General features: G+C 65.4%; 27 protein-coding genes. 10 read left to right on the top strand and 17 right to left on the bottom strand.

What is annotated here, in order from left to right:
- The first annotated feature begins 21 nt into the window (after nucleotides 1-21).
- Nucleotides 22-846 carry a TlpA disulfide reductase family protein gene (locus ACNQFN_RS20045; RefSeq protein ID WP_068638895.1) on the top strand — a complete coding sequence of 275 codons (825 nt, stop codon included), beginning with the start codon at nucleotides 22-24 and terminating at the stop codon, nucleotides 844-846.
- 9 nt (nucleotides 847-855) lie between these two features.
- Here the strand turns inward: ACNQFN_RS20045 and ehuA are convergent, their stop codons facing one another.
- The 8 genes from ehuA to ectA form a co-directional block, all read right to left on the bottom strand.
- On the bottom strand, nucleotides 856-1,656 hold the full coding sequence (ehuA, locus tag ACNQFN_RS20040; RefSeq protein WP_068638894.1) for an ectoine/hydroxyectoine ABC transporter ATP-binding protein EhuA: 801 nt from the start codon (nucleotides 1,654-1,656) through the stop codon (nucleotides 856-858).
- Entirely contained in the window at nucleotides 1,653-2,327 is a 675-nt protein-coding gene (gene ehuD / locus ACNQFN_RS20035) for an ectoine/hydroxyectoine ABC transporter permease subunit EhuD (RefSeq protein WP_068638893.1), read from the bottom strand. The genes ehuA and ehuD overlap by 4 nt, the downstream gene beginning before the upstream one ends.
- Complete coding sequence (gene ehuC, locus ACNQFN_RS20030) at nucleotides 2,324-3,091, bottom strand: ectoine/hydroxyectoine ABC transporter permease subunit EhuC (protein ID WP_083953718.1); 768 nt, start codon at nucleotides 3,089-3,091, stop codon at nucleotides 2,324-2,326. Before ehuC ends, ehuD begins: the two co-directional genes overlap by 4 nt.
- Complete coding sequence (gene ehuB, locus ACNQFN_RS20025) at nucleotides 3,078-3,938, bottom strand: ectoine/hydroxyectoine ABC transporter substrate-binding protein EhuB (protein ID WP_068638892.1); 861 nt, start codon at nucleotides 3,936-3,938, stop codon at nucleotides 3,078-3,080. Before ehuB ends, ehuC begins: the two co-directional genes overlap by 14 nt.
- The gene (gene thpD / locus ACNQFN_RS20020; protein ID WP_418647395.1) at nucleotides 3,935-4,876 is read right to left on the bottom strand and encodes an ectoine hydroxylase; all 942 of its coding nucleotides are present in this window, start codon (nucleotides 4,874-4,876) and stop codon (nucleotides 3,935-3,937) included. The genes ehuB and thpD overlap by 4 nt, the downstream gene beginning before the upstream one ends.
- A 13-nt stretch (nucleotides 4,877-4,889) precedes the next feature.
- The gene (locus ACNQFN_RS20015) at nucleotides 4,890-5,279 is read right to left on the bottom strand and encodes an ectoine synthase (RefSeq protein WP_068638884.1); all 390 of its coding nucleotides are present in this window, start codon (nucleotides 5,277-5,279) and stop codon (nucleotides 4,890-4,892) included.
- Between the two features lie 48 nt (nucleotides 5,280-5,327).
- On the bottom strand, nucleotides 5,328-6,596 hold the full coding sequence (ectB, locus tag ACNQFN_RS20010) for a diaminobutyrate--2-oxoglutarate transaminase (RefSeq protein WP_418647394.1): 1,269 nt from the start codon (nucleotides 6,594-6,596) through the stop codon (nucleotides 5,328-5,330).
- A 115-nt stretch (nucleotides 6,597-6,711) separates the two neighbouring features.
- Nucleotides 6,712-7,239, bottom strand: a complete 528-nt coding sequence (ectA, locus tag ACNQFN_RS20005) for a diaminobutyrate acetyltransferase (RefSeq protein ID WP_418647393.1) — start codon at nucleotides 7,237-7,239, stop codon at nucleotides 6,712-6,714.
- Between the two features lie 346 nt (nucleotides 7,240-7,585).
- On the opposite strand from ectA, the gene ACNQFN_RS20000 reads away from it, so the two are divergent.
- Together ACNQFN_RS20000 and ACNQFN_RS19995 are read left to right on the top strand one after the other, a co-directional pair.
- On the top strand, nucleotides 7,586-8,128 hold the full coding sequence (locus ACNQFN_RS20000) for a response regulator transcription factor (protein WP_068638879.1): 543 nt from the start codon (nucleotides 7,586-7,588) through the stop codon (nucleotides 8,126-8,128).
- 11 nt (nucleotides 8,129-8,139) lie between these two features.
- On the top strand, nucleotides 8,140-9,033 hold the full coding sequence (locus tag ACNQFN_RS19995; protein WP_068638877.1) for a DMT family transporter: 894 nt from the start codon (nucleotides 8,140-8,142) through the stop codon (nucleotides 9,031-9,033).
- Nucleotides 9,034-9,096: 63 nt separating this feature from the next.
- On the opposite strand, the gene ACNQFN_RS19990 is transcribed toward ACNQFN_RS19995, so the two are convergent.
- Nucleotides 9,097-9,246: a hypothetical protein gene (locus ACNQFN_RS19990; RefSeq protein WP_217999662.1), complete on the bottom strand. Its 150-nt coding sequence runs from the start codon at nucleotides 9,244-9,246 to the stop codon at nucleotides 9,097-9,099.
- Between the two features lie 482 nt (nucleotides 9,247-9,728).
- Between ACNQFN_RS19990 and ACNQFN_RS19985 the strand changes: the two genes are divergently transcribed.
- From ACNQFN_RS19985 to ACNQFN_RS19955, 7 genes are all read left to right on the top strand, one after another.
- Nucleotides 9,729-10,466, top strand: coding sequence for a helix-turn-helix domain-containing protein (locus tag ACNQFN_RS19985; protein WP_418647392.1), 738 nt, complete (start codon nucleotides 9,729-9,731; stop codon nucleotides 10,464-10,466).
- A gap of 121 nt (nucleotides 10,467-10,587) precedes the next feature.
- Complete coding sequence (locus tag ACNQFN_RS19980) at nucleotides 10,588-12,813, top strand: TonB-dependent siderophore receptor (protein WP_418647391.1); 2,226 nt, start codon at nucleotides 10,588-10,590, stop codon at nucleotides 12,811-12,813.
- Nucleotides 12,814-12,827: 14 nt separating this feature from the next.
- Nucleotides 12,828-13,814, top strand: coding sequence for a Fe2+-enterobactin ABC transporter substrate-binding protein (gene fepB / locus ACNQFN_RS19975; RefSeq protein ID WP_418647390.1), 987 nt, complete (start codon nucleotides 12,828-12,830; stop codon nucleotides 13,812-13,814).
- Between the two features lie 5 nt (nucleotides 13,815-13,819).
- The gene (locus ACNQFN_RS19970; RefSeq protein ID WP_418647389.1) at nucleotides 13,820-14,824 is read left to right on the top strand and encodes a FecCD family ABC transporter permease; all 1,005 of its coding nucleotides are present in this window, start codon (nucleotides 13,820-13,822) and stop codon (nucleotides 14,822-14,824) included.
- The gene (locus ACNQFN_RS19965) at nucleotides 14,825-15,877 is read left to right on the top strand and encodes a FecCD family ABC transporter permease (protein ID WP_418647388.1); all 1,053 of its coding nucleotides are present in this window, start codon (nucleotides 14,825-14,827) and stop codon (nucleotides 15,875-15,877) included.
- 15 nt (nucleotides 15,878-15,892) lie between these two features.
- Nucleotides 15,893-16,717, top strand: a complete 825-nt coding sequence (locus ACNQFN_RS19960) for an ABC transporter ATP-binding protein (protein WP_068638869.1) — start codon at nucleotides 15,893-15,895, stop codon at nucleotides 16,715-16,717.
- Nucleotides 16,718-16,750: 33 nt separating this feature from the next.
- A complete protein-coding gene (locus tag ACNQFN_RS19955; RefSeq protein ID WP_068638867.1) occupies nucleotides 16,751-18,055 on the top strand; it encodes an NtaA/DmoA family FMN-dependent monooxygenase in 1,305 nt (434 codons plus the stop codon).
- 7 nt (nucleotides 18,056-18,062) lie between these two features.
- Here ACNQFN_RS19955 and ACNQFN_RS19950 read toward each other — a convergent pair whose 3' ends face one another.
- From ACNQFN_RS19950 to ACNQFN_RS19915, 8 genes are all read right to left on the bottom strand, one after another.
- Entirely contained in the window at nucleotides 18,063-18,503 is a 441-nt protein-coding gene (locus ACNQFN_RS19950) for a Fic family protein (RefSeq protein ID WP_418647387.1), read from the bottom strand.
- Between the two features lie 11 nt (nucleotides 18,504-18,514).
- On the bottom strand, nucleotides 18,515-18,721 hold the full coding sequence (locus tag ACNQFN_RS19945; RefSeq protein WP_418647386.1) for a hypothetical protein: 207 nt from the start codon (nucleotides 18,719-18,721) through the stop codon (nucleotides 18,515-18,517).
- A 95-nt stretch (nucleotides 18,722-18,816) separates the two neighbouring features.
- A complete protein-coding gene (locus tag ACNQFN_RS19940; RefSeq protein WP_418647385.1) occupies nucleotides 18,817-19,644 on the bottom strand; it encodes a GNAT family N-acetyltransferase in 828 nt (275 codons plus the stop codon).
- Between the two features lie 4 nt (nucleotides 19,645-19,648).
- On the bottom strand, nucleotides 19,649-20,218 hold the full coding sequence (locus ACNQFN_RS19935) for a hypothetical protein (protein WP_068638859.1): 570 nt from the start codon (nucleotides 20,216-20,218) through the stop codon (nucleotides 19,649-19,651).
- Nucleotides 20,218-20,559 (bottom strand): hypothetical protein, encoded by a 342-nt coding sequence (locus tag ACNQFN_RS19930; RefSeq protein ID WP_083953716.1) that lies wholly within the window; start codon nucleotides 20,557-20,559, stop codon nucleotides 20,218-20,220. Before ACNQFN_RS19930 ends, ACNQFN_RS19935 begins: the two co-directional genes overlap by 1 nt.
- A gap of 89 nt (nucleotides 20,560-20,648) precedes the next feature.
- Entirely contained in the window at nucleotides 20,649-23,048 is a 2,400-nt protein-coding gene (locus ACNQFN_RS19925) for a restriction endonuclease subunit S (RefSeq protein WP_418647384.1), read from the bottom strand.
- Complete coding sequence (locus tag ACNQFN_RS19920) at nucleotides 23,041-24,081, bottom strand: PDDEXK nuclease domain-containing protein (RefSeq protein ID WP_418647383.1); 1,041 nt, start codon at nucleotides 24,079-24,081, stop codon at nucleotides 23,041-23,043. Before ACNQFN_RS19920 ends, ACNQFN_RS19925 begins: the two co-directional genes overlap by 8 nt.
- Complete coding sequence (locus tag ACNQFN_RS19915) at nucleotides 24,078-25,556, bottom strand: type I restriction-modification system subunit M (RefSeq protein ID WP_418647382.1); 1,479 nt, start codon at nucleotides 25,554-25,556, stop codon at nucleotides 24,078-24,080. The genes ACNQFN_RS19920 and ACNQFN_RS19915 overlap by 4 nt, the downstream gene beginning before the upstream one ends.
- Nucleotides 25,557-25,578 lie beyond the last annotated feature (22 nt).

The following is a 25,578-nucleotide window of genomic DNA, read 5'->3' as shown; positions in this document are numbered from 1 at the left end:
CTTGAATGAAGCAGTTGCGACATGATCGGCATCGGCCCGTTTCCGGTTCGTGCCGTCATCGTCTTTGGCGCCGTGCTGCTGGCCTGGGCAGTGGCACGGCTGGTCGCCAGGCGCTTGCCGGACGGGGCGTGCAAGAAGGCGGCTGGCGGTTTGCTGCTCGACAGCGTGTTCTGGGGCGTGCTGGCCGCCCGTCTGGGCTACATCGTGCAGTGGTGGGAAGAATACGCCGCGGCGCCGGCTTCCATGATCGCCATCGGCGACGGCGGTTTCACCTGGTGGATCGGCGTTGTCGCGGCCCTGCTGTTCGTCTGGTGGCGAAGCCGCACGATGTCCGCGCTGCGCGTCCCCGTGGTCGCGGGCATCGCGGCGGGCGTGCTGGGCTGGTTCGCCGGCGGCGGGGTGCTGGCGCTGCTGCACCAATCCGGGCCGCCGCTGCCCGACGTGCAGGTGAGCACGCTCGATGCCCGGCCGCTCAGCTTGAGTGCTTATGCAGGGCGGCCGGTCGTGCTCAACCTGTGGGCGAGCTGGTGCCCGCCTTGCCGCCGCGAGATGCCGGTGTTCGAGCAGGCGCAGCAGGATTTCCCGCAGGTCGCCTTCGTCATGCTCAACCAGGGAGAAAGTGCGCAGCAGGCGCTCGCTTTCCTGCAAGGCGAGCGCTTGAGGCTCAAGGATGTGCTGCTCGACCCCTCGTCCCAGGCCATGCAGGTCTTCGGTTCGCGCGGCCTGCCCACCACCTTGTTCTTCGATGAACAAGGAAGGCTGGTGGATACCCACATGGGCGAACTGACGACCGCCAGCCTCAGGAGCACGCTGATGCGCCGGTTCGGGCAGGCTCCCAATCCCTGAAAAACGGGATCAGATCGCTTCCATGACGGCGCGCAGGAACTGCTGCGTACGCTCGTGCTGCGGGTTGCCGAACAGTTCCTCGGGACTGCCCTGTTCGGCGATGCGCCCGGCGTCGAAGAAGCAGACGCGGTCGGCGAATTCGCGTGCGAAGCCCATCTGGTGGGTCACCATCAGCATCGTGAGCTGATGCGCCGAACCCAGCTCGCGGATCACGTTCAGCACTTCGCCGCACAGCTCGGGATCGAGCGCCGAAGTGACTTCGTCGAACAGCATCACGCGCGGGCGCATCGCCAGCGCACGGGCGATCGCCACGCGCTGCTGCTGGCCGCCGGACAGCTGGGCGGGATGGTGGTCGAGTTTGTCGGCCAGCCCGACCATGGTCAGCAATTCGGCGGCGCGCGTGTGGGCCTCTTCCTTGCCGAGGCCGAGCACGCTCATCGGTGCTTCCATGCAGTTCTGTACCGCGCTCATGTGCGGGAACAGGTTGAAGTGCTGGAACACCATGCCGATGTGGCTGCGCATCTTGCGCAGATGGCGGGCGTCGGCCGGCACCAGGCCGTCGCCCTGCGGCATGTGGGTGAGCGGCTCGCCGTCGATGTGGATCACGCCGTCGTCGATGCGCTCGAGCGCCATCAGCACCCGCAGCACCGTGGTCTTGCCCGAGCCGGACGGGCCGATGATGGCGACTTTCTCGCCGCTGGCGACGTCGAGATCGAGCTGGTCGAGCACCGTGAGCGCGCCGTAGCGCTTGGAGACGCGCTCGAAGCGCACCATCGGTGTTTCGGATGAGGAGGCGGGGGATTCGTTCATGACCGGGGAGCGGCGCGCACGCCGAGGCGGCGTTCGAGGAGCCGGATCAGCGCGCTCGCAAGCAGGCTGAAGACGAGGAAGTAGAGGCCGACCAGCGTGATCGGCTCGGTGTACTGGAAGCTCTCGGAGCCGAGGATCTTTGCCGTCTGCATCAGCTCCAGCACGCCGATCGCCGACAGCAGCGGCGTTTCCTTGAACAGCGCGACCAGGTAGTTGCCCAGGGCGGGCACGATCGGCGGAATGGCCTGCGGCAGGATGATGCGGCGGAAGGTGGCCTGCGGCGGCAGGTTCAGCGCGGCCGCGGCTTCCCACTGCCCGCGCGGCACGTTGTCGATGCCGGCGCGATAGACCTCGGCGCAGTAGGCGCCGTAGTGCAGGCCGATCGCGATCAGGCCGGCCAGCATGGCGTCGAGCGCGAGGCCGAATTCCGGCAGGCCGTAGTACAGGAAGAAGATCTGGATCAGCAGCGGCGTCGAGCGGATGAACTCCACCACCGCGGCGGCGGCATGGCGTACCAGCGGATTGGCCGCCATGCGGCAGACGGCGAGGACGAGGCCGATCACCAGCGCGAGGGCGAAGCCGAGCAGCGTGGCCTGCAGCGTGATCAGCGCGGCCTCGCCGAGAATCGGCAGGATCTCATGGACGTAGTTCCAGTCCCAATGTGCGTTCATCGCGCCTCCTTGCCACGCAGCAGCCGGCGGCCGGCGCGGCGCTCCAGCGCGCGCATGGCCAGCGTCACCAGCAGCGACAGCGCGAGGTAGATCAGCAGCACGATGCCGAAGATTTCCACCGTGCGCAGCGTCGTCTGGTTCAGTTGCTGGGCCTTGAAGGCGAGATCGGACAGCGTGATCAGCGAGACCAGCGACGTCGCCTTCAGCAGCTCGATGAAGAGATTGCCCCAGGGTGGGATCATGGCGACGAAAGCCTGCGGCAGGACGATCCGCCGCAGCGTGCGGAAGCGGCCGAGGTTCAGCGCGCTGGCGGCCTCCCACTGGCCGCGCGGCACGGCCTCGATCGCGCCGCGCATCACTTCGCTGCCGTAGGCGCCGATGTTGAGGCCGAGCGCGGCAATGCCCGCCGTCATCGGCGACAGGCTGATGCCGAGCATCGGCAGCACGAAGAACAGCCAGAACAGCTGCACCAGGGCGGAGGTGCCGCGGAACAGCTCGACGTAGGCGACTGCGAGCCAGCGCAGCGGCAGTGGAGCGTAGAGCCGTGCCGTGGTAGCGAGCAGCGCGGCCACGACCGCGACCAAGCTGCCGCCGGCGGCTACCTGTACGGTGGTCGCCGCGCCGCGCAGCAGCTCGGGCAGGAAATCGCGAAAGCCGGCGAAGCTGGAGACGAGCAGCCCGCCGGCAAAGCCGAGGATGGCGACCGCGGCCAGCGCGCCGGCGGCAGGACTGGACCCGGTCGGGCCCGTCCTATTCGCCGGCACAATGCTGATCGGCCGTCATCTCGGGCAGGTTGGAGGCGTCGAAGCCGAACGCCTTCACCATCGCCAGGTGTTCTTCGGTGCCGACGAACCTGGCGAGCTCCCGATTGACGGCGTCGCGCAGTTCGGTGTCCTCCAGGCGGAAGGCGAAGGAGCCTTCGCCGCGATAGCGCTTGCCTTCGTGGGTGAAAGTGAAGGGTTCGGCACGCTCGATCGCCTCGTCCTTGCCCGCCAGCTCGCCTGCGGCCATCGCATTGAAGGCGGCGGCCGAGACGCGGCCGGCCTTGACCGCGGCGACGGCAGCGGCGAAGTCGGGCACGATCATCTGCTGCTGTCGAGTCATGCCGGCCAACTGGCCGTGCTCGATCTCCGCCGTGCCGGCGACGAAGGCCAGCTTCTTGCCGCTGCTCGCGGCGTCGGCATAGGTGTGGATGCCGTCCGGGTTGCCTTTCCTGACCACCAGGGCGTCGCCGACGCCGTAGGTGGGGTTGGCGAACAGCACCTGCTTGCAGCGCTTGGGCGTGATGTACATCGACGCGACGATGGCGTCGAAGCGCCCGGCCTTCAGGCCGGGGATCAGCGCGCCCCATTCGGTCAGCACGCCTTCGACCTTGCCGACGCCGAGCTGCTTCATGATGTGGCGGAACACGGTGGGCGATTCGCCGGTGAGTTCGCCCGAGGTGGTGGCGTAGGCGTAGGGCGCCTCGTTGGCGAAACCGACGCGGATGCTGCCTTCGCGCTGGATGCGTTCCAGCGTGGTCTCGGCCGCGGCGGGGCCGATGCCGGCCAGCGCCGTGGCGATCAGCGCGGCGAGCAGGCCGCCGCGGCGGAGGCGTCGCTGCCCGTTCATGGTGAAACCTCCGTCTGGATGGGCGTGAAGTCCTGCCGTTCGGCGATGAACGAAGGCCGTGGCGGCAAGCCGCAGAAGGGCGCGGCCGGCGTGTTGTGCACGCTGTTGTAGACGAAGAAGACGTTGCTGCGCGGCAGCGGCGTGATGTTGGAGCTCGAGCCGTGCATCACGTTGCAGTCGAAGAAGGTCACCGAGCCGGCCGGGCCGGTGGGGGCGAGGATGCCGAAGTCCTCGACCAGCTGCTTCAGGCTGGCATCGTCGGGCACGCCGACCTCCTGGCGCCGCAGCGAGGCGAGGTAGTGCGCCTCCGGCGTGGCGCCGACGCAGGAGATGTAGCGCTGGTGCGAGCCGGGGATGATCATCAGCGGGCCGTTGTGCGGCGTGTTGGGCGTCAGGCTCACCGAGCAGCTCACCATCCGCATTGCCGGCACGCCGTCCTCCATGTGCCAGGTCTCGAAATCGGAGTGCCAGTAGAACTCCTTGCCGCGGAAGCCGCCCTTGTAGTTGATGCGCGACTGGTGCAGATAGACTTCGCTGCCCAGCAACTGGCGCGCGATCGCCACCAGCCTGGGGTGGGCACACAGCCGGCGCAGCACGGCGCTGCGCTTGTGGACTTCGAACAGCGAGCGCAGCTCGCCGCTGTCGGGTTCGATGACGGCTTCCGCCGCCTGCCTGACGGCTTCGTCGCGGCGCAGCGCGTCGAGCTCGGCGAGGTAGGCGTCGAGCTCGTCGGCGCCGATCAACTGCTCGAAAGTCAGATAGCCGTTGTCGCGGTAGAAGCGCAGCTCGGCCTCGTCCAGCGGGCCGTCGCCGACGCCGCCATGGACCACCGGATCCCGGCGCTCGGTGATGCGCGGCTCGGGCCAGAAGCGGGACGGATAACGGTCGTCGTCCCGCGGCCGCGCCTGTGCGGCCTGCGCTGACAGGGTCGTCGTCATGGCATGCTCCTCCTCAGTCGGCCAGCGCGTAGGCACCGCTTTCGTCATGCACTTCGCGCCCGCTCAGCGGCGGGTTGAAGACGCACACCATGCGCATCGGCACGCCCTTGTTGGCGCGCAGGATGTGGCGGTCGTGGTCGTTGAGGGCGTACAGCGTGCCCGGCCGGATGGAATGGGTGAGGCCGGTGGCGAGATCGGTGATCTCGCCCTCGCCTTCGATGCAATAGACCGTCTCGAGGTGGTTGCGGTACTCCATTTCGAGCTCGGCGCCGGCCTTGATGATGGTGTCGTTGACCGAATAGCCCATGCCGTCCTGCTTGTAGATGAGGCGGCGGCTGGTCCAGCCGTCGGTGTCCACGTCGGCGGCGGTGCCGAGGATGTCGTCGAGATGCTTCACGATCATGGTTCGGGTCCTCGATGTCTGTTTTGTTTTGGGAAGTGCTGGCGCGATTCAGGCGACCTGGCCGACGTCTTCGGCCAGCACCGAGGCCAGCGCGTCGTCGATGATGTCCAGGCCCTTGCCCAGCGTGGCTTCGTCCATGGTCAGGCTGGGCAGCAGCTTCAGCACCTGGTCGTTGATGCCGGCGGTCTCGATGATCAGGCCGCGCTCGAAGCAGGCCTGCGAGACGCGGCCGGCGAGTTCGGGGTTGCCGAACTCGACGCCCTGGATCAGGCCGCGGCCCCGCACCGTGCCGTCGACACCGTGCGACTTCAGCATGCGCTGAAGGCGTTTCCGTACCAGCGCGCTTTTCTGTTCCACTGCCCGGCTCAGGTGGTCGTCCTGCCAGAAGTGCTCCAGCGCCGCGGTGGCGGTGACGAAGGCGGGGCAATGGCCGCGGAAGGTGCCGTTGTGCTCGCCCGGCTCCCACTGGTCCAGTTCGGGGCGGATCAGCACCAGTGCGAGCGGCAGGCCGTAGCCGGACAGCGACTTCGACAGCGTGACGATGTCGGGCTCGATGCCGGCTTCCTCGAAGCTGAAGAAGCGCCCGGTGCGCCCGCAGCCGACCTGGATGTCGTCGACGATCAGGACGATGCCGTTGTCGCGGGTGATCTTGCGCAGGCGGCGCAGCCACTCGGCGCTGGCGATGTTGACGCCGCCTTCGGCCTGCACCGTCTCGACGATCACCGCGGCCGGCACTTCCATGCCGCTGCCGTTGTCGAGCAGCATCGCTTCGAAGTAGTCGAGGGTGTCGACGTCGCTGCCGAGATAGCCGTCGAAGGGGACGGAAGCCGCGTGCGACAGCGGCACGCCGGCGCCGGCGCGCTTGAAGCCGTTGCCGGTCACCGCCAGCGAACCCAGCGTCATGCCGTGGAAGGCGTTGGTGAAGCTCACCACCTGCTCGCGGCCGGTGACCTTGCGCGCCAGCTTCAGCGCCGCCTCGACCGCGTTCGTGCCGGTGGGGCCGGGGAACTGGAGCTTGTACCTCAGGCCGCGCGGCTCGAGGATCAGCGCGTTGAAGCGTTCGATGAAGCGCGCCTTCGCCGTGCTGTACATGTCCAGCGTATGGGTGATGCCGTCCGCCAGCAGGTAGTCGGTCAGCGCGCGCTTGATCGGCTCCGGGTTGTGGCCGTAGTTGAGCACCCCGGCGCCGCAGAAGAAATCGAGATAGCGCCGGCCGCGCTGGTCGCTCATCCAGGGACCTTTGGCCGTGGTGAATACTGCGGGGAAATTGCGGCAATAGCCGCGGACCTCGGATTCGTGTCGTTCGAAGACGTTCATCAGACTCCTCCTTGTAGTGGTTCGAGTGGTGGCGCCAGCGGGCGGGTACCCGCGAGTGGTGCCGGCCGACGGCGCCGGCAAAGCGCCGGGCGGGCGCCGTCCCCGGTGCAGAGGCTCAGTGTGCCGAGCCGTCGAGCGGACCGATGCGGTACAGGGGTTCCGCAGGGTGCGGACGGGGAAACAGCTCCGGTGTGAACAGCGGCGAGACTTCGCAGTCCGCGCCGCAGTCGCGGGCGAAGCGGCGAAACAGTGCCTGTGACGCCGCGTTGTCGTCGGCGACGGTGGCGGTGACCCACTTGCAGCCGCGATTGGCCGGCAGCGCGGCCCATTCCTGCAGCAGCTTCAGCCCCAGGCCCTGGCCGCGGAGTTCCGGCAGTACGCCGATCTGCCAGACGAAGGCCGTGTCGGGCCGGCGTGGCGGGTGGTAGCCGACGACGGTGCCGACGATGCGGCCGTCGCGTTCGGCGACCAGGCAGGTGTCACCGAAATCGGCCGCGAACAGCAGATAGAAATACGCCGAGTTGAGTTCCAGCGCGCCGGTCGCATCGACCAGTTGCCACAGGGCGGCGCCGTCGCCGGGGCGTGCGGAGCGGAAATGAAGGGAAGGGGAGATGCTCGTGGTGCTTCGGTCCGTGTCGTTCATGCCATGGGTTGTTTGTCGGTGGTGCGGCGTTTGCCAGCGGATGGCGAGCGGCACACCAAACCGTCAGGGAACAGGATCACCTGCCGGCCGGCCCCGCAGGGCCTACAAAGGAACTCAAGCGACGCTCAGGCCGTTGAATGAAGCCGACCGCGCCGGCGCAGAAGCAGGCAGTCAGGAATCGGCGAAAGGAATTCGATGCAAGCAGTGCATCAACATTTGTATAAATTATATTGCAGCAAATGCAATTAAGGCAAGCATCCAGTCCATGCTCACACGGATGGCGGGCCGGATTCCTTTCGCGCCCGGGAGGTGGCACCATTGCACGCCTGACCCCTCCGCCTGCCGCATGAGCCCCGAACACGCCCCCGTCCTGCTCGTCGTCGATGACGATCCCGCCTTCAACCGGGTGCTGTCGCGTGCGCTGGCGCAGCGCGGCTTCGACACCTACGGCGCCACCGACAGCGAAGGCGCGCTCGAGCTGGCGCAGGACCATGCGCCCGAGTTCATCGTGCTCGACCTCAACATCGGCGGCGAATCCGGCCTCAAGCTCATCCGCCCGCTGCTCGAAGCCAGCCCCGATGCGCGCATCCTGGTGCTGACCGGCTATGCCAGCATCGCCACCGCGGTCGACGCGGTGAAGCTCGGCGCCGTCCAGTACCTGGCCAAGCCGGCCGAGGTCGATGCCATCGTCAAAGGGCTGCAGGCCGAAGTCGTCGTCATCGACGAGCATGCGCCCGATGCGCCGATGTCGGTCGACCGGCTGGAGTGGGAGCACATCCAGCGCGTGCTGGGCGAGCACGACGGCAACATCTCGGCCACCGCGCGGGCGTTGCAGATGCACCGTCGCACCCTGCAACGCAAGCTCGCCCGTCCGCCGAGCGGCGACTGAGGCCGTTCTCCATGTCCGATACCCGCCATCCGCTCAAGGCGGATCTGCTGCTCGTGCTGGCGACCCTGGTGGCCGCCGCCGGCTGGATCTTCTCCAAGGAGTCGCTCGCGGGCCTGCCGCCGCTGATGTTCATCGGCACCCGCTTCATGCTGGCCGGCGTGGTGCTGGCGGCCTTCAGCTGGACGCAGCTGCGGGCGATGAGCGGAGCCAATTGGCGCGGCGCGCTGCTGATCGGCGTGTTGTTCGCACTGGCGATGGGCTTCTGGATCGGCGGCCTCCACCACGCCAGCCACCTGGGTGAAGGCGCCTTCATCTCCAGCCTGGGCGTGGTGCTGGTGCCGCTCGTCGGCCGCCTGTTCTTCGGTGAGCGTCCGCCCCGCGTCGCCTGGGTGTCGATGCCGCTGGCGCTGGCCGGCTTCGCCTGTCTGTCGCTGGAGCACGGTTTCCGCTTCGAGCCCGGGCAATGGTTCTTCCTGGCTGCCGCGGTGGTGTTCGCGGTGCTGATCAATCTCAACGGCCGGGTAGTGCGCAGCGTGCCGCCGCTGGCGCTGAGCACGGTGCAGGTGATGACGGTCGGCGTGCTGATGCTGCCGCTGTCGGCGCTGTTCGAAACCTGGCCCGAAGCGGTGTCGATGCCGGTGCTGGGCTGGCTGCTCGCCAGCGCGCTGCTGGCGACCACCCTGCGCTTCTTCGTCCAGCTCTACGGCCAGAGCCTGACCACGCCCAGCCATGCCGCGCTGATCCTGATGCTGGAGCCGATGTGGACCGCGATGGTCGCCGCATGGTGGTTCGGCGAACGCATGAGCGAACTGCAGCTCTTCGGCTGCGGGTTGATCTTTTCGGCGCTGGTGCTGAGCCGCTGGCGGCTGGTGGTGGATGTGCTGAAGGCGGTCACAGGGCGGTGAACGCCCGGCTACCGCCGCGCCGCATGCGGGCGCGGCGGCGCCCGCGCACTTCGCGGCTGCGGCTCACAGCCTGAAGCGGCCCAACAGGTCGTCCAGCTGCGTCGACAGCGCCTGCAGGTTGCCGCTGGCCTCGTTCAACTGAGCGGCGATCTGCGTGGTGCCGGCGGTGAGCTGGCTGATGCCCTCGATGTTGTGGTTGATCTCCCCGACCACGTCGGATTGCTCCTCGGTGGCGGTGGCGACCTGGAGGTTCTGGTCGCTGATCTGTTGATGTGGCCGTTGATCTGCTCCAGCGCGGCGGAGGCCTTGCCGGCGTATTCCACACCAGCGTGCTCTGCTGGCGGCCCTTGACCATGGTTTTCATGCGCTTCGACGCCACGCCGTGACGCATGCGCCGATTGCCGACACCTCCGCGGATGATCCGGCGTTGATCATCTACACGTCCGGCACGACCGGAAAGTCGACGGGCTTGTGGCAGTAATTGATAATTATTACCATTAACCGGTTTCCCCTTGCCCCCATCAGGCTCTGCCATGCCCCTCGTCCCGAACGGCGTGTGCCGCGAGCCGGTCGCCATGCAGCTCTTGCGGCTGAACCGTGTTCTGCGGCCCGGACTCAGTTTGAACTCCGCCTGCGACATGCACGATGAAAGCGTGTCCCGGCAAGCCACGGTGGACGAAGGCGTACGCATCGTGATGGTGCTGGATGGCGCCATCGATGTCGCCTACGGCGGGCGCGGGCTGAAGCTGGCGCATGCCCAGGGCGCGGATGCGGGCATGGTGGTGCTGCACGAGCCCGAGGAATGCCGGCGAGTCGCGCACCGGGGCGACTGGTCGCGGCGTATCTGCATCGGCCTGGGTCACCAATGGCTGGAAGAATCCTTTGGCGCACGGGCAGAGCGCACGCCGGCCCTTCCCGCGCATCTGGAAGCTCGGCTGTGGACCGCCTCCAGCAAGGCGCGCGTGCTCGCCGAGCAGCTTCTGCATCCGCCGCTCATGCCGTCCATGCTGATCGGCATGTACCTGGAAAGCCGTGCCATCGAATTGGTCATGGAGGCGTTTTCCCGTACGCAGGCCGGCGATTGCGCAGCATCGGGCGGACCGCTGCGCCCGGTCGTCCACCGGCGCATGCTCGAACTGAGGTGCTGGCTGAGCGAAAACGCAGCCCTGCCGCTCAGCATCGACGAGATCGCCCGGCACGCAAACACCACGGCCACCACGCTGCAGCGGCAGTTCCGGCAAGCGATGGGCATGACGGTGTTCGATTTCCTGCAGCGCGAACGCCTGTCATTGGCGCGCCATGCTCTGGAGCACGATGGGCTGAGCGTGGCGCAGGCGTCGGAACTGGCCGGCTATACCAATCCCGGCAGTTTTGCCACTGCCTTCCGCCGCCGGTTCGGCTTGACGCCCAGGCAGGTGCGCGCAGGTCTCTAGCCAGCGCGCTGCGCACATTGCCGTTATCGCGAAGAATTCTGCCGTTCACACGAAGGCTTGCCTCGCATCCCCATGGAAAAATGAATAAGAACCACTCTCATTGATCCTCAGGAGATGCTTCGTGCCGGCCATCGCCACGACCCCCTCGCCTTGCTTCATTCGCCTGCGGCCGTCCCTTTCCCGCCATGCGGCGGTCTATCCGCTGCTGGCTGCACTGCTCGTCCATGTCGGCGCGCTCCACGCCGAAGAAACGTCCGTCATGCTGGCACCGGTCACCGTCAATGCCTACCGGCCTGCAGACAGCATCGGCGCATCGACCAAGACCGACACGCCGCTGGTCGAAGTACCCCAATCGGTATCGGTGATCGAGCGCCGCGAAATGGACCAGCGCGGCGTGCAGAACCTGAACGAAGCCACCCGCTACACCGCAGGTGTGCTGCCGGAAAGCCAGGGCATCGACAACCGGGTGGATGACCTGTACATCCGTGGCTTCGACGCAGGCAGCTTCGGCGCCAACGTCATGCTCGACGGGCTGCGAGCGCCATCCGACAGCAGCCTGAGCTGGAACCGGACCTCCTTCAATACCTGGAACCTGGAGCGGGTGGAAGTGCTCAAGGGGCCGTCCAGCGTGCTCTACGGACAACTGGCGCCCGGCGGCATGGTCAACCAGGTGAGCAAACGGCCCAGGCTGGACCAGGAGCAGGTTCTGCAACTGCAGGTCGACGGCCACGGACGCGGGCAGACGGCGTTCGACATCGGTGGCGCCAATGGCGACGGGAATCTGATGTGGCGGCTGGTCGGCCTGTATGCCGACGGCGATACGCAGATCCGCCACACCGATCACAAGCAATGGTTCATCGCACCCAGCGCCACGCTGCGCTTCAACGGCGGCGCCACCCGCCTGACGCTGCAAGGCCTTTACCAGAAGGACAGCGGCGGCAGCACCTTCCAGTTCCTGCCTTATCAGGGGACGGTGGTGAAGGGCGCCAGGGGCTACATCAAGAACGACACCTTCCTGGGCGAGCCGAACTGGAATGTCTACGACCGCGAGATCTGGGCGGCCGGCTGGCAGCTCGAACATCAGTTCAACGATGCCTGGAAGCTGAGCCAGAACGCCCGCTACACGCACGTGGACTCGCTCTATCGGGCCACCGTGGGCAATGGCAGGCGCGGTGCGCCGCTCACCGATTTCAATACCCTGATCGACGGCCGCAGCCTGCAGCGGCGCGCGGTGCAGGGTATCGGCGATTCCGATGCGCTGACCATCGATACCCGGGTGGAGGGTACGTTCGGCTCCGGCGCGGCAGTCCATACGCTGGTGGCCGGCTTCGACTGGCAGGAAAGCGACTGGACCTTCCTGCGCCATGCCGCGCAGGTCTCGCCCGCCGCCATCGCCATCGACGTCTACGATCCGATCCATACCCATTACGATTTCGCACCCACGCTGCTTCCCCAGATGTCCACCCGCGAAACCGACACCCAGGCCGGCATCTATCTGCAGGACCAGATTGCGCTGGATCGCTGGCGCTTCACGCTGGGCGGCCGCTACGACAAGACCCGTATCGATTCGCTCAATCGGTTGAATGGGCAGCGGCAGGATACGCGCGACGAGGCTTTCACCGGCCGTGCTGGGGTGAGCTATCTGTTCGACAATGGCATCGCACCCTATCTGAGCTATGCCGAATCCTTCCAGCCCACCGCTGGCACGAAACGCGAGGGCGGCAGTTTCAAACCCGTGACCGGCAAGCAATGGGAAGCCGGCGTGAAATACGAGCCGGCCCGCATCGACGGCATGATCACGCTCTCGGCCTATGAACTGACGCAGAAGAACGTGCTGACAGCCGATCCGCGCAACGCCGCCGACGAAAGCTTCCAGGTGCAGACCGGCGAGGTGCGCGTGCGCGGCATCGAACTGGAAGGCCGCATCACGCCGCAGCCCGGGTTCAGCGTGATTGGCGCGCTCACGCGGATGAGCTCCGAGGTCGTCCGCAACAACGATGGCTACACCGGCAACCGCATGGTCCGCGTGCCCGACTGGATGGGTTCGCTGTGGATGGACTACACCATCCAGGGCGGGCCGCTGCGCGGGCTGGGCGTGGGCGCAGGCGCGCGCTACGTGGGGGAGACCCGGGGCGATCTGGCCAACTACCTGCACATTCCTTCGTACACGCTGTACGACGCGGCGATCCGCTACGACGTCGGCAAGGTCGGCAACATGAACCTGCGCCTGTCGCTCAACGCCAGCAACCTGGCCGACAAGCGCTACGTCGCCACCTGCACCGCCGCCACCTCGTGCTACTACGGCACCGGGCGCACGGTCATGGCCAATGCGAGGCTGAGCTGGTGAGACGGCGCCGTTTCATGGCGACGACTGCTGCAGGTATCACCGCGCTCGCCGCAGCGCGATGGCTGCTTCCCGCCTCGCTGCTGGCCTTGCATCCCGGCCGCCGGGCGACGGCGGCTGCGCAGTCCGGTGCCGAGGCGCCCGGCTGGCCGCGCCGCTTCGAGAATGCCGATGGCTCGGTCACCGAGATTGCCCGGCGCCCGCGCCGCATCCTGTCGACGTCGGTCACCGCGACCGGCACCCTGCTGGCGATTGACGCACCGGTTGCCGCCAGTGCCAGTTCCGCCAATGGCGCATTCTTCGAGCAATGGGCCGCGGTGGCACGCGAGCGCGGCGTGACCAGGTTGTGGCCGGCCGGGCAGGTCGATCTCGAGGTTGCCTATGCCGCCCAGCCCGATCTCATCGTCGTCTCGGGCAACGGCGCCGATTCGGCCCGCGAACAGTTCGACCGTCTGCAAGCCATCGCCCCCGCCATCATGGTCGATTACGGCCGCCAGGATTGGCAGGGCCTGGCCGTTCAGCTTGGCCTGGCCTTGGGCATGGAGGCCGAGGCCCGTGACGCCATTGCGCGCTTCGACGCCCGGGTGGTGGAGGCCCGCGCCCACTTGCGGATTCCGGAAGGCCTGGCCAACATCGTCAGTTACAACGGCCCCGGCGTGGACAATCCCATCGCCACCGCGAACAGCCCGCACGCGCGGCTGCTGCAGGCACTGGGCTTTCGCATCGAATCCGCCGATCCTGCCTGGCACGGCGCGCTGGGCCAGGCAGGCGACTTCGTCTGGGCGCCCTATGAAGCCCTGACCCGCCTCACCGCGCAGACCACCTTCGTGCTGCGCGCGGATGACTCCGGAGCCGCCGCGATGCTGCGCGATCCCGTGCTCGCCAACCTGCCATCGGTACGGGCCCGGCAAGTCTACGGGCTGGGCAGGAACTCGTTCCGCATCGACGCCTACAGCGCCGGCGAAATCATCGACGGGCTGCTGGCGCGGTTCGCCGCCCGTTGATGCGCATGCCGGCCGACACCCGCTGCCCTGCGATCCTGGCCGCCACCTGCCTGGCCGGTATCCTGCTGCTCGCGGTGGCAAGCCTGGCCGTCGGTGCCCGTCCGCTCGCGGCCGCCACCGTCTGGCAAGCCCTGACTGCCTTCGATGCCGGCGACAGCGAACATCTGCTGCTGCGCCACCTGCGCGTGCCGCGCACGCTGCTGGCGTTGCTCGCCGGCGGCGCGCTGGGTGCGGCCGGCGCGCTGATGCAGACCTTGACCCGCAACCCGCTGGCCGACCCCGGCCTGCTGGGCGTTACCGCCGGTGCGGCGGCGGCCATCGTTGCCGCGGTGGCCTGGGCCGGCGCCTACGGTCCGGCTGGCCAGATGGCGGCAGGTTTTTGCGGTGCGGCGCTGGCCGGCATCGCCGTCTACCTCATTGGCGGGCTGCATCGCGGCCACGATCCGCTGCGTTTGGTGCTGGCCGGTGCGGCATTGTCCGCGGTGCTGTTCGCGCTGACCCAGATCATCACCCTCAACAGCGACGATCGCGTCTTCGACCAGTTCCGCCATTGGGCGACCGGCTCGCTGCAGGGACGCGGCATGGAGGTGCTGGCCGCCGTCCTGCCGGCCATGCTGCTCGGCTGGCTGGCGGCGTTGGCGCTGGCCGGCCCGCTCGACGCACTCGCCCTGGGGCGCGACCTCGGCAAGTCACTGGGCGCGAGGCCGCAACGGGTGTGGCTGGGCGCGGCCCTCGCCATCGTGCTGCTCGCCGGTGCCGCCACTGCCGCGGCCGGGCCGCTGGCCTTCATCGGCCTGGCTGCGCCACACCTGGCGCGACATGCCTGCGGCCCGGACCACCGGCGGCTGATTCCCTGCGCCGCGCTGGTCGGCGCCTGCCTGCTGCTGGCCGCGGACACGCTGGGCCGCATCATCATCCATCCCGCCGAGGCCGGCGCCGGCATCATGGCTGCGCTCATCGGCGGGCCTGTCTTCATCGCGCTGGCGCGGCGCCGCATGGGAGCCGGCTAGATGTCCGCGCCACGCAACTGCGCCGCGCTGCCGATCGCCTGGCGGCTGGGCCGCTTCTCCATCGCGGCGCGGCCGCGTGCCGCGGCGGCCTGCGCGCTGCTCCTGCTGCTGGCTTTTCTCCTGGGCTTGGCGGCGCTGGCCATGGGGCGCGGCGGGCTGACGCTGGCCCGCATCGCGGAGATCTGGATCGGCGGCCAGGCAGCCACGGCAGGCGAACGTCTGCTGCTGGACATCCGCCTGCCGCGTGTGCTGACCGGGCTGTTCGTCGGCGCGGCGCTGGGTGTGTCGGGCGCGGTGTTCCAGTCGCTGTCGCGCAATCCGCTGGGCTCGCCCGATCTCATCGGCTTCACGACCGGTGCGGCCACCGGCGCCCTGTTGCAGATCGTGCTGTACGGCCCTTCCATCACGGGGGCGGCGCTGGGCGCCACGGCGGGCGGCTTGCTCACGGCAGCCGTGGTCTGGCTGCTGGCGCGGCGCCATGGCCGGCTCGGGTCGCAGCGCCTGGTCCTGATCGGCATCGGCGCAGGCGCCATGCTGCACGCCGTCAACGGCCTGCTGCTCGCCAAAGGCAATCTGGACAACGCGATCCTGGCCAATCTCTGGCTGGCCGGTTCACTCAACGCGCGCGCCTGGACCCACGCCTGGCTGGCCATCGGCGCGGCCGTCGTGTTCATTCCGCCGGTGCTGCTGTGCGCGCGCCGGCTGGCGATCCTGGAAATGGGCGACGACCTCGCCAGCCAGCTCGGCGTGCCGGTGGAAGGGCTGCGGCTGGGCATGGTGCTCTGCGCCGTGATGCTGGCCTCGCTGGCCACCGGCGCGGCCGGGCCGATTGCCTTCATCGCCCTGGCCGCACCCCAACTCGCCCGCCGCCTGCTCGACGCGGGCGGGCCGCCCGTCCTGGCTTCGGCGGCCATGGGCGCCTGCCTGGTCGCTGCCGCCGATCTGCTGGGCCAGAGCCAGCCCCTGGAACTCAACCTGCCCATCGGCAAGCTCACCGGCCTGCTCGGCGGCCTCTACCTGATCTGGCTGCTCACGCGCCGCCGCAGCGCCTGAGACGGTCTGCCCCGCATGACATCATTGCCTCCCGATACCCTTATCCCCACGGTGCAGGCGCATGGCCTGAGGCTGGCCAACGGCGGCCATCTGGTCTGCCAGGGCCTGGATCTCGCCATTCCGCGCGGACGCATCACCGTCATCGTCGGTCCCAATGCCTGCGGCAAGTCCACGTTGCTGCGGGCGCTGGCGCGTCTGCTCGCACCGGAGGCGGGGCAGGTCGTGCTGGACGGCAAGGACATCCGCCGCTACGGGGCGCGTGAACTGGCTACCCGGCTCGGACTGCTGCCCCAGTCTCCGCTGGCGCCAGGCGGCATCCGCGTGGCCGAGCTCGTGGCGCGCGGCCGTCATCCGCATCAGTCGCTGTGGCGGCAATGGTCGGCCGAGGACGAAGCTGCCGTGCGGCAGGCCCTGATCCGCACCCGCCTGGTCGAACTGGCCGACCGCCCGGTCGACGCGCTCTCGGGCGGCCAGCGCCAGCGCGTCTGGCTGGCCCTGGCGCTGGCCCAGGATGCGCCGCTCATGCTGCTGGACGAACCCACCACCTATCTGGACATCGCCCACCAGCTCGACATGCTGGACCTGTGCCGCCGCCTGAACCGCCAGGACGGCAAGACCCTGGTCATGGTCCTGCACGACCTGAACCAGGCGGCACGCTACGCCGACCACATCGTCGCCATGCGGGCAGGGGCCGTGGAAGCCGTCGGCCCGCCTGCCGAGATCATCGAACCGGAACTGGTGCAGCGGCTATTCGGCATCCGCAGCGTGGTCATCCCCGATCCGGTCACCGGTTCGCCGCTGGTCGTGCCGATGGCCGGCGCAGATACGCACGCGGACTGACATCCCTCATCGACCCGGAACAAGGAGCCTGCCATGCCCCATTCCTCTTTATGCATCGGACTTTCCCTGGCCGCCACCTGGCTGTCCGCGGGTGGTTGGCGCCACCCTGCCAGCCGGGTGGAAGAAGTCCATGGTCCCGACTTCTATGCCGGCGTCGCTCGGCGTGCCGAGGCTGCCTGCCTGGACTTCGTGTTCCGCCCCGATGCCCTCTTCATCGATGTGCCGGCGCTGGAGCACGGCCCAGGCTTCAGCAGCCTGGACCCCACCCTGCTCCTGGCCGCACTGGCCCGCGATACCTCGCGCATCGGCCTCGTCACCACCGCCGCCACCTCGTTCAACCCGCCTTACGTCGTCGCACGCCAGATCCAGTCACTGGACCGGATCAGCGCGGGGCGGGCGGGCTGGAACATCGTCACCGCACTGGACGGCGCCTGGAATTTCGGCAGCGCTCCGATGTCGACGTCGGCCGAGGCCTACCGCAAGGCCAGCGAGTTCACCGAGGTCGTGCGCGCACTGTGGCGCAGCTTTCCGCAGGAAGCCGTACTGGCCGACCGTCGAACCGGGCGCTATGCCGACACTTCGTGCATCCACGCCATCGGCCACGAAGGTGAGCATTTCTGTGTGCGTGGCCCGCTCAACGTGCCTGCACGCGCGGGCGGCCGCATCCCGCTCTTCCAGGCTGGCGCTTCCGATGCCGGCCGTGACTTCGCTGCCCGCGTCGCCGACGCCGTGTTTGCCGCCACGCCAGATATCGCCTGTGGCACGCAGCTACGCCAGGATCTGCGCCGGCGTGCCGCCGCGTGTGGCCGCTCGCCCGGCGCAGTGCGTGTGCTGCCTGGCCTCAGCCTCTATCTGGGCGCCAGCCGCGCCCAGGCGCGGGAACTGTACGAAACTACTCACGCAGGCCAGGACAGCGCGCGCAAGCTCAACTACGCCTCGCAGGCGCTAGGGCTGGACCTCGCGCAGCTCGCGCCCGACCAGCCCATCACACCCGCCATGCTGGGCGAGCCTCCGGCCGGCGCGCGCAGTCCCACCCACGTCGAATTGCTGCGCCGCCTGGTCGTCCGCGAACGGCCCAGCCTGAACGATCTGCTCTCCCGCCCGGAAGCAGCGGGTTCGGCCCACTGGATCGTCGTCGGCACGGTCGATGATGCGTTCGACGAAATCATCGAGCGCATCGGCGCCGAGGCTGCCGACGGCTTCATCGCGCTGCCGGGCGGCGCCCCGCAGTCGCTGGATCTGCTGCTCGATGAACTGGTGCCCAGGCTGGTAGAGGCGGGCAGGTTCCGGCGCGGATATACGGCAGAGACGTTCGCGGAGAATATGGGGATCGCTTAGCGTATGACTAGTCCTTCTGCCGCGATTGCAGCCACTGCCGGCCGGCGGCGGTCAGGCGGTATTTTTGCAGGCGGCTGCGGGGCTTGCCGGAGAGGGTCATTTCGATCAAACCTCGATCCAGCGCCGGATTCAGATAGGCCTCGCGCAGATGGGGCAGGTGCTTCAGTTCCAGTACGTCCTGGATTTCGGCTCGTGACATGTCGCCCTGCATCATGGACAGAAGGCGAAGCACCTCCTGCGTGACTTGGTCGGTCGCGCTCGCCCATTCCGCTTCCGGCCGGTGCGCCACCGCGCTGAACTGTTTGCCCCGCATGTCACCGGCCAGGTCGATGCGCGGCCATGCCTCCAGCGCACGCGGAATGCCGCTGCCCAGGCCGCGATAGGGCAGCACCCGGAAAGCGTGTTCCGTCAGCGTCGGATTGCGCCGGTTGGTCTTGCCCTGGCGCACATCCTCCACGCTCAGGCTGTCGGGCAGATGACTTCCACCCGGTCGGTGAACACCAGGATACGGATCGAGGCGCTGGCGAAATAGTCGCGATGCACCAGCGCATTGACCAGCAGGACGTGCTCGCTGACATCGGCCGGGCTTTGCGGGCCGAGTTCATCGCCGAGGGGCGCGACATGGTGCAGATCGAGGCGGATGATGGAGCCCGTCTGATCGTTCACTCCGTCGAGGTGCGGGCGCTGGTGATGGCGGCGGTCAACGTCCAGTTGATCGAGACGCGGTGATGAATCGCCGTGGAGACGTATTTCGCTTTCACCTATTTCGACCGGAGGCTAGCCCAGACGAGCCCCGCAAACGCCAGCAGCATTGCGCCTTGCAGGAGGATGGGCTGCAACCGCCACCACAGCCGGCGTGCGGCCCAGCGAACAGGGTGATTCCTGGCATCTTCCAGCGTCGCGGAGAGGTTCTTGATGGCCGTGTCGCGTTGCGATGCCTCCATCACCATTCGCTCTCGCTCATAGAGCAGTTCGGCCAGGTATTCACGAGGATATCTCTCCCGGATGTTCACCTCCCAGGACGTGACAGGGGTCAGTTTCTTGACTGGCATGGACTTCGACACTCCTTCCCGGTGCTCCGGGTCGCTGTATGCGAATACCAGGCCGAACCGCTCATAGAAGCGGTTGCGTCTGTCTCGGTTTTCCTCTTCCGCCTGCCCGGACAGCAACTTGATCGGCCTCACCTTGGCTTCCGGCCATTGCTGCGCCCAGACCACGATCTCGTTCATCAAGTAGGTGCCGATCCGCTGGCCGCGCAGCTCGGCAGGGTCCAAGAAGAGTGCACCGCCTATCAGCGACACCGAGGCTTCGCCTTCGCGGAAACCGCGCGAATAGCTGCCTTCGAACGATCCGCTGATGCGGGATCGAAGCGAGTGCTTGGGCTCGATGGTCTGGTAGGACAGACGAATCGAGGCCTCGTACATCTGACCGTCCCTGTCGTCGCGACGATAGTTCTCCTGTCGCTGGACAAACAGCCGAGCTATCGGCTCGCCATCGGGCTTGAGCCGATCCCGAACCTCCAGCACACAGATGCGAGGCTTGATCCGCTGCTTCTCGCGCCAGTTCGCATCGAAGGCAGGAAGTCCCATTTGCCTATTGCAGAGAGTAGATGCCCCACTCCTGAAGCAAGCCACTCTTGCGTAGGAAATCGGGGCCGACCAGCATTGGCTTGTAGGCCATGCCACGCAGCTCGTCAGCGTGCTTCGCCAGCACAGCTCCATGCCCTTGAGGCAGTTTCTGCACGACCGCGATGGTGGTGGCCAAAGCCACGTCGATGACTTCCATGCTGGGCAACGTTAGCCATGCGTGGATGTTTGCGGTGCTGCCTCTGTGCCCGTTCTGGAGCTTGTCAGCGACGAAGGTGTCATCGAACTTGAACATGCCCGTGGCGGTGCCGTCGTCCACCCAGCCGATGGTGTATAAAACCGGGCACCCTAGCCATGCCTCCAACACCGGCACAAGGCGGTAGTGAATGGACATGCACTGTGCCACCACGTCTGGGTAGTCGAGATCACCGAGGCCCCGCTGCACGACGTAGGGAAATTCGGCTTGCCGTGCATCGGTGAGATAGCGGTGCTCGGGTTGCACTTCGTGCCCGGGCACTTCGAGGCCAAACCGCTTCGATCGTTCAATGGCGGCGGCCCATTCGTTCGCGTAGCTCATCAGTCCAGTCCTTTCGCTTCCCAGCCTTGGGAGGTCAGCTTGACCGCGTGCTTGGATTCCTTGCTGCCAGCGCCGTCAAGGACGCTCTTCACGACAGGGAAGGCGGCCTGCACCTCGGGCTTCTTGGCCCAGTCGGCGAGGTTGTTGACCTTGTAGGTGTAGGTGATGCCCGCCTCTTGGTAGTCGCCGAACTTCATCGGGCCTTCCCACTTCATGATCTTGTCCAAGGCCTTCTTGCCCCAGCACAGGTCAGGTCTGGCGCGAAGCAACTCAATGATCGTTGAGGCAATAGCCTCGTTATTGAGCAGATCGACTTTGGTTTCGTTGTCCGTCAGAATCATCGCCTCCCTCGCTTACCAATTCATTGAGTATTTGTAGATGCCTTATCTACTCGACTCTTTGCCTAATTCTCGCAATCGTTTAAAAGAAATCATCCATCGAGGTTTAATCTTGGTTGCTGCACGGTTCTCGGTGGCAGTCCTCGAGGAATGATGTTTTCTCTGCGTAGCCAATCAAGCCATCGGCCAAGCTCGGCGGGGGTGAAACGTGCTTTGCGTTCGTGCCAGTTTTCGCGAACATCGGAAATGATCTGCGTATCCGTCGGTTGAACACCATCGATCAGAAAATCGTTCCAGACCGCGAAAAGCGTGGCGATCATTTCGACTTCTTCGGTCTTCTTGTCTGCCAGGGCGTAGATCAGGCGGTCAAACTCAGTCTTCTGGCCGGGTGACATCAGGGCTTCGGCTTTCGCTGCGGGTGCCGACAACGCCGGCAAGCAGCGGTATTCCGTCTTCTTCCTGCCGTTGGCCAAGGTCTTTTCATTGACCTCGAACCAGCGGTTGTCTTGACCTTGCCGCTCGAAATCATAAATCCACTTATCCAGTGGCCCGGCCGCTTCACGCTCGGGCTTCAGCTCCAGTACTAGGCCAATATGAGCTTGAGCCAAGTACATCACCTTGGCGGCAGCAGTTCGACCGAAGTATTGGGCGTTGGCGAGTTTGCGGAATGTATAGCAGCCGATGCTGGCGCGATAGGCTGCCAGATCGATGACTTGGGCTGTTGAAAGCGGCTCTTGCTGCTGCTCTTCCGTTGTGTTGTCTCGTGATTGGGCGAGCATTAGCGCATTCAGCAATTCGGTCTGCTTGCCGGTTGCTGCATCGATCTGCTGCTCAAGAAAGTCACAGAAACCCATCAACTCATCGATTTTCGCGACGATGCGACGCTGCTCCTGCAATGGCGGGAGTGGAACTGGCAGTAGACTCATCGTTTCCCGGCTCACATTCTTCATGGAACTGCTGGTTCCAGATGCGTTCTCCATGTAATAAGCACGTGAATATGGAACTCCGTTTACGATGTTTACAAATGTCTTATTCACGCTACAGCTAAGCGTGAATCTCACTATTTTGTCACTCATCATCAGATGAGGAGGTACCTCATTGACTACTACGCTGCGTGCGACGAGCTCGTCTGTATTTGCACGCGAGATGAGAAAATCACCGCTCTTGACTTCGCAATCCAGCCTTGGATTCTGCGATGCAGGAAGTGCCTTGTTCTCATCCGGGTTGAACTTTCCCCAAGAGACGGCACTGACTTTGAGAACTCCCCATTCTTGGCCTTTGCGCATTCCCGGGAGGCATTGCGGGCTCCATCCTGAGTCATTGGACAATGCAAGGCTTCCTAACCTTGCCCACTCCCACCCCCGCGGCAACGCGTACGGCTTTTCTTCTTCCGTCACCAGTGGCAAAAACTTCGGCTTCTTGATCTTGCCTTGCTTCACCAGCCGCTGTTTCTCCGCTTCGATTTCTTGCAGCAGTTCGCTGGCGGGTTGGTCGTTCGGATCTTGCGGGACGAGTTTGCCCATCACCGCCAGTTGCAGAATGGCCTTGCGAAGTTCGACGACGTTTTCCTTGACGGTGTAGAGCTCGCCGAAGTGTTCGGCGAGGAAGGCCTGGGCGCGCTGGTGTTGGTCTGGTTCGGCGATGTTCAGCAGTTGCTTGATGGCTGCGGCATGAACGGTCAGGCGTGCCCCCCGTTGCGCAGTACGCTGTTTTTCCAGTTCATCGCAACGCGCCATCAGTTCGTCAATTTTAGCGACGATGCGGTACTGTTCGGAGATAGGAGGTAAAGGCAATTCCAATCCCGCAAACAAAGGCGTTGGCACACGCTTCTGGCCCGCCGAACCTGTCATTCTTGCCGCTGTTGCGGAAATGAATTTTGGGTTCTTCAAGAAGAAGAGAAGGTAACGCGGGTCAACTGCGTGAAAGGCGTTGCGAAATATATGGAGCTCGGTTGTGCCGGCACCGACTCCACTGGGGAGATTGGAAAATACACAAGACTTCGCATTCTCAAAGCATGGGGTAATTTTGGCCATCCCGACATCGCCATCCGCGAAGTGCGTATAGCCTTTTTTTATCTCACCCCAAGGTCGCTCCTCAAAGGAGTGAAATTCCGAGTAACCCTCCTGGATAAGCGGCATGGGCACAAACCCAGCCAACATATCATCATCTGCGTTGTTGCGAGGATTGATAAGGCCGATGTTTCCCAATCTCACCCATTCCCACCCCTTCGGCAGCGCATAAGGTTTTTCTTCTTGCCTCATCGGTGGCAAGGACTTGGGTTTCTTGATCTCGCCCTCCTTCACCAGCCGCTGTTTCTCGGCTTCGATTTTTTGCAACAGTTCGCTAGCAGGCTGCTCGTTCGGATCCTGCGGCACCAGCTTGCCCTGCATGGCCAGCGTCAGGATCAGCTCGCGGAGTTTCTTGATGCCATCGGGTGCGGCAAAGGCGGTATCGAAATGATTTTCCAGTAGTTCGGCAGCGTGATTATTCATGCTCGCCCCCCAGTTCGCGTTCGATCTGTTCGATGCTGGGCAGGCTGGTTTGCAGTTCTTCAGGCAGGGATTCGATCAATTGGTATTCCGCCACACCGATGGGCTGGGTCTTGTCGCGCAATGCGTATTCGGCCACCACGGTGTTCTTGCTCTTGCACAGCAACAGGCCGATGGTGGGGTTGTCCTGTTCGGCCTTGACCTGCATATCGACGGCGGTGAGGTAAAAGCTCAACTGGCCGAGGTGTTCCGGTTTGAACTTCTCGGCTTTCAGCTCGATGACCACGTAGCAGCGCAGCTTGAGGTGGTAGAACAACAGGTCGATGTAGAAGTCGTCACCGCCCACTTCCAGATGAACCTGGCGACCGACGAAGGCAAAGCCCGCACCTAGTTCGAGCAGGAACTGGGTGATGTGCTTGACCAGCGCTGACTCGATTTCCCGCTCGTTGGCTTCCTGGCCAACATCCAGGAAGTCGAACAGGTAGGGATCCTTGAGGGCTTGCCGGGCCAGATCGGTTCCCGGCGCGGGGAGGCGGTCGGCGAAGTTGGTGATTGCCTGGCCTTCCCGCTCCAGCAGGCGGGATTCGATATGGATTTCCAGCGTGGCGCGAGACCAGCCGTGTTCCACGGCACGCTGGGCATAGGCCAGGCGTTGCTCTCGCTGCTTCAGCTTGGCGAGCAACACCAGGTTGTGGCCCCAGGGCAATTGTCCAACAGCCTGTTGGACAATTGCCGCGTCCGGCCAGGCGTCGGCGAAGGAGCGCATGTACATCAGGTTGGCGCGGGAGAAGCCCTTCATCTCGGGAAAGGCTGTCCTGAGGTCGTGCGCCAGCCGCTCGATGACCTTGGCCCCCCAGCCTTGCTCGGCCTGCCGCTGCAGGATGTCACGACCGATCTGCCAGTAGAGCTGCACCAGCTCGCGGTTGACGGCCAGCGCGGCCCGTTGCTGGGCACTGTGGATGCGGTTCTTCAGCTCGCCCAACCAGTTGGCGTAGCCTTCCGGAGCTGGAACGAGGGAGACGGGCTTGTCGCTCATTCCGCTACCCCGCTGGTGGCCTTGAGCGCGGCCAGCAGTTCGGTTTTCAGCGCTTGCTGGGCGGCCTGCAACTGGCGGGTGATGTCCTGGTATTCGGCCATCAGTTCGTCCGGATCACCCAGTTCGACAGCCACCTCGTGCGGGTTCTTGCAGTCCAGGTTGTAGTTGCGAGCAGCCAGATCCTTGGCAGAGACCTTCCAGGCATGCTCGGTGGTCTTGCGCCCCTTACGCTGCGGGCCGTCCCACCAGGTTTTCTCAAGATCGAATTCCTCAATGGTCAACGGCTTGGAGCGGGAATAGCTCTTGTAACCTGCCGGGTAGGGATGCTCGAAGAACCATACATCCCTAGTGGGGCCGCCCTTCTCGAAGAACAGGATGTTGGTGGCGATGCTGGTGTAGGGGGCGAACACGCCTTTGGGCAGGCGCACGATGGTGTGCAGGTTGAACTCTTCCAGCAGTTCGCGCTTGAGCGTGGTTTTCACCCCCTCGCCGAACAGGAAGCCATCCGGCAACACCACGGCGGCGCGGCCGGTGTCGTGCCTGAGCAGGTGCATGATCAGCGCCATAAACAGGTCGGCGGTCTCGCGGGTCTGGTGCTTGGCGAGGAAATTCTTCTCGATACCATCCTCTTCCATGCCACCGAAGGGTGGGTTGGTGATGATGATGTCCACCCGGTCGCGGGGGCCATAGTCCTTGAAGGGGCGGGAAAGCGTGTTGTCGTGGCGGATGCGGGTGGGCACGTCGATGCCGTGCAGCATCATGTTGGTCATGGCCAGCATGTGCGGCAGGGGCTTCTTCTCGACACCGTGGATACTTTCTTGCAGCAGCCGGTTGTCATCTGGCGTCTTGACCTGCTTCTTGAGGTGCTCGATGGCGCAGGTCAGGAAGCCGCCCGTGCCGCAGGCTGGGTCGAGGATGCTTTCGCCGAGTTTCGGGTCGAGGATATCGACCATGAATTGCGTGACCGCACGCGGGGTGTAGTACTCGCCCGCGTTGCCAGCCGACTGCAGGTCGGCAAGGATTCTCTCGTAGATATCGTTGAACAGGTGCCGGTCGCTGGACGAGTTGAAATCCACGTCTTCTTCAATGGTGTTGATAACCTGGCGCAGCAGCGTGCCGGACTTCATGTAGTTGTAGGCATCTTCGAACACCGAGCCGATCACCCGGCCCTGCGCGGACACGCCCGCCTTGGTGGCAAGCTGTTTCAAGGAGGGAAACAGGTCGTTGTTGACGAAGTCGATCAGCTCTTCGCCGGTCATGCCTTCCGGATCCTTGGCCCAGTTGCTCCAGCGAAAGCGGCTTTGCAGCGGCGAACGGTAGCTGGACTGGGTCAGTTCCCACTCCTGTTCCTTGTCGTCGAAGATCTTCAGGAACAACAGCCAGCAGATCTGGCTGATGCGCTGTGCGTCGCCATCGACGCCGACATCCTTGCGCATGATGTCCTGTATGGCTTTGATGAGGGTTGTGAGTGACATGAATACTTCCTGGGTCTAGTTC

The organism is Thauera butanivorans, assembly GCF_048398245.1.
Classification (GTDB): Bacteria; Pseudomonadota; Gammaproteobacteria; order Burkholderiales; family Rhodocyclaceae; genus Thauera; species Thauera butanivorans.
The sequence above is the reverse complement of the archived record's forward strand: the minus strand, read 5'-3'. Positions and strand labels throughout refer to the sequence as shown.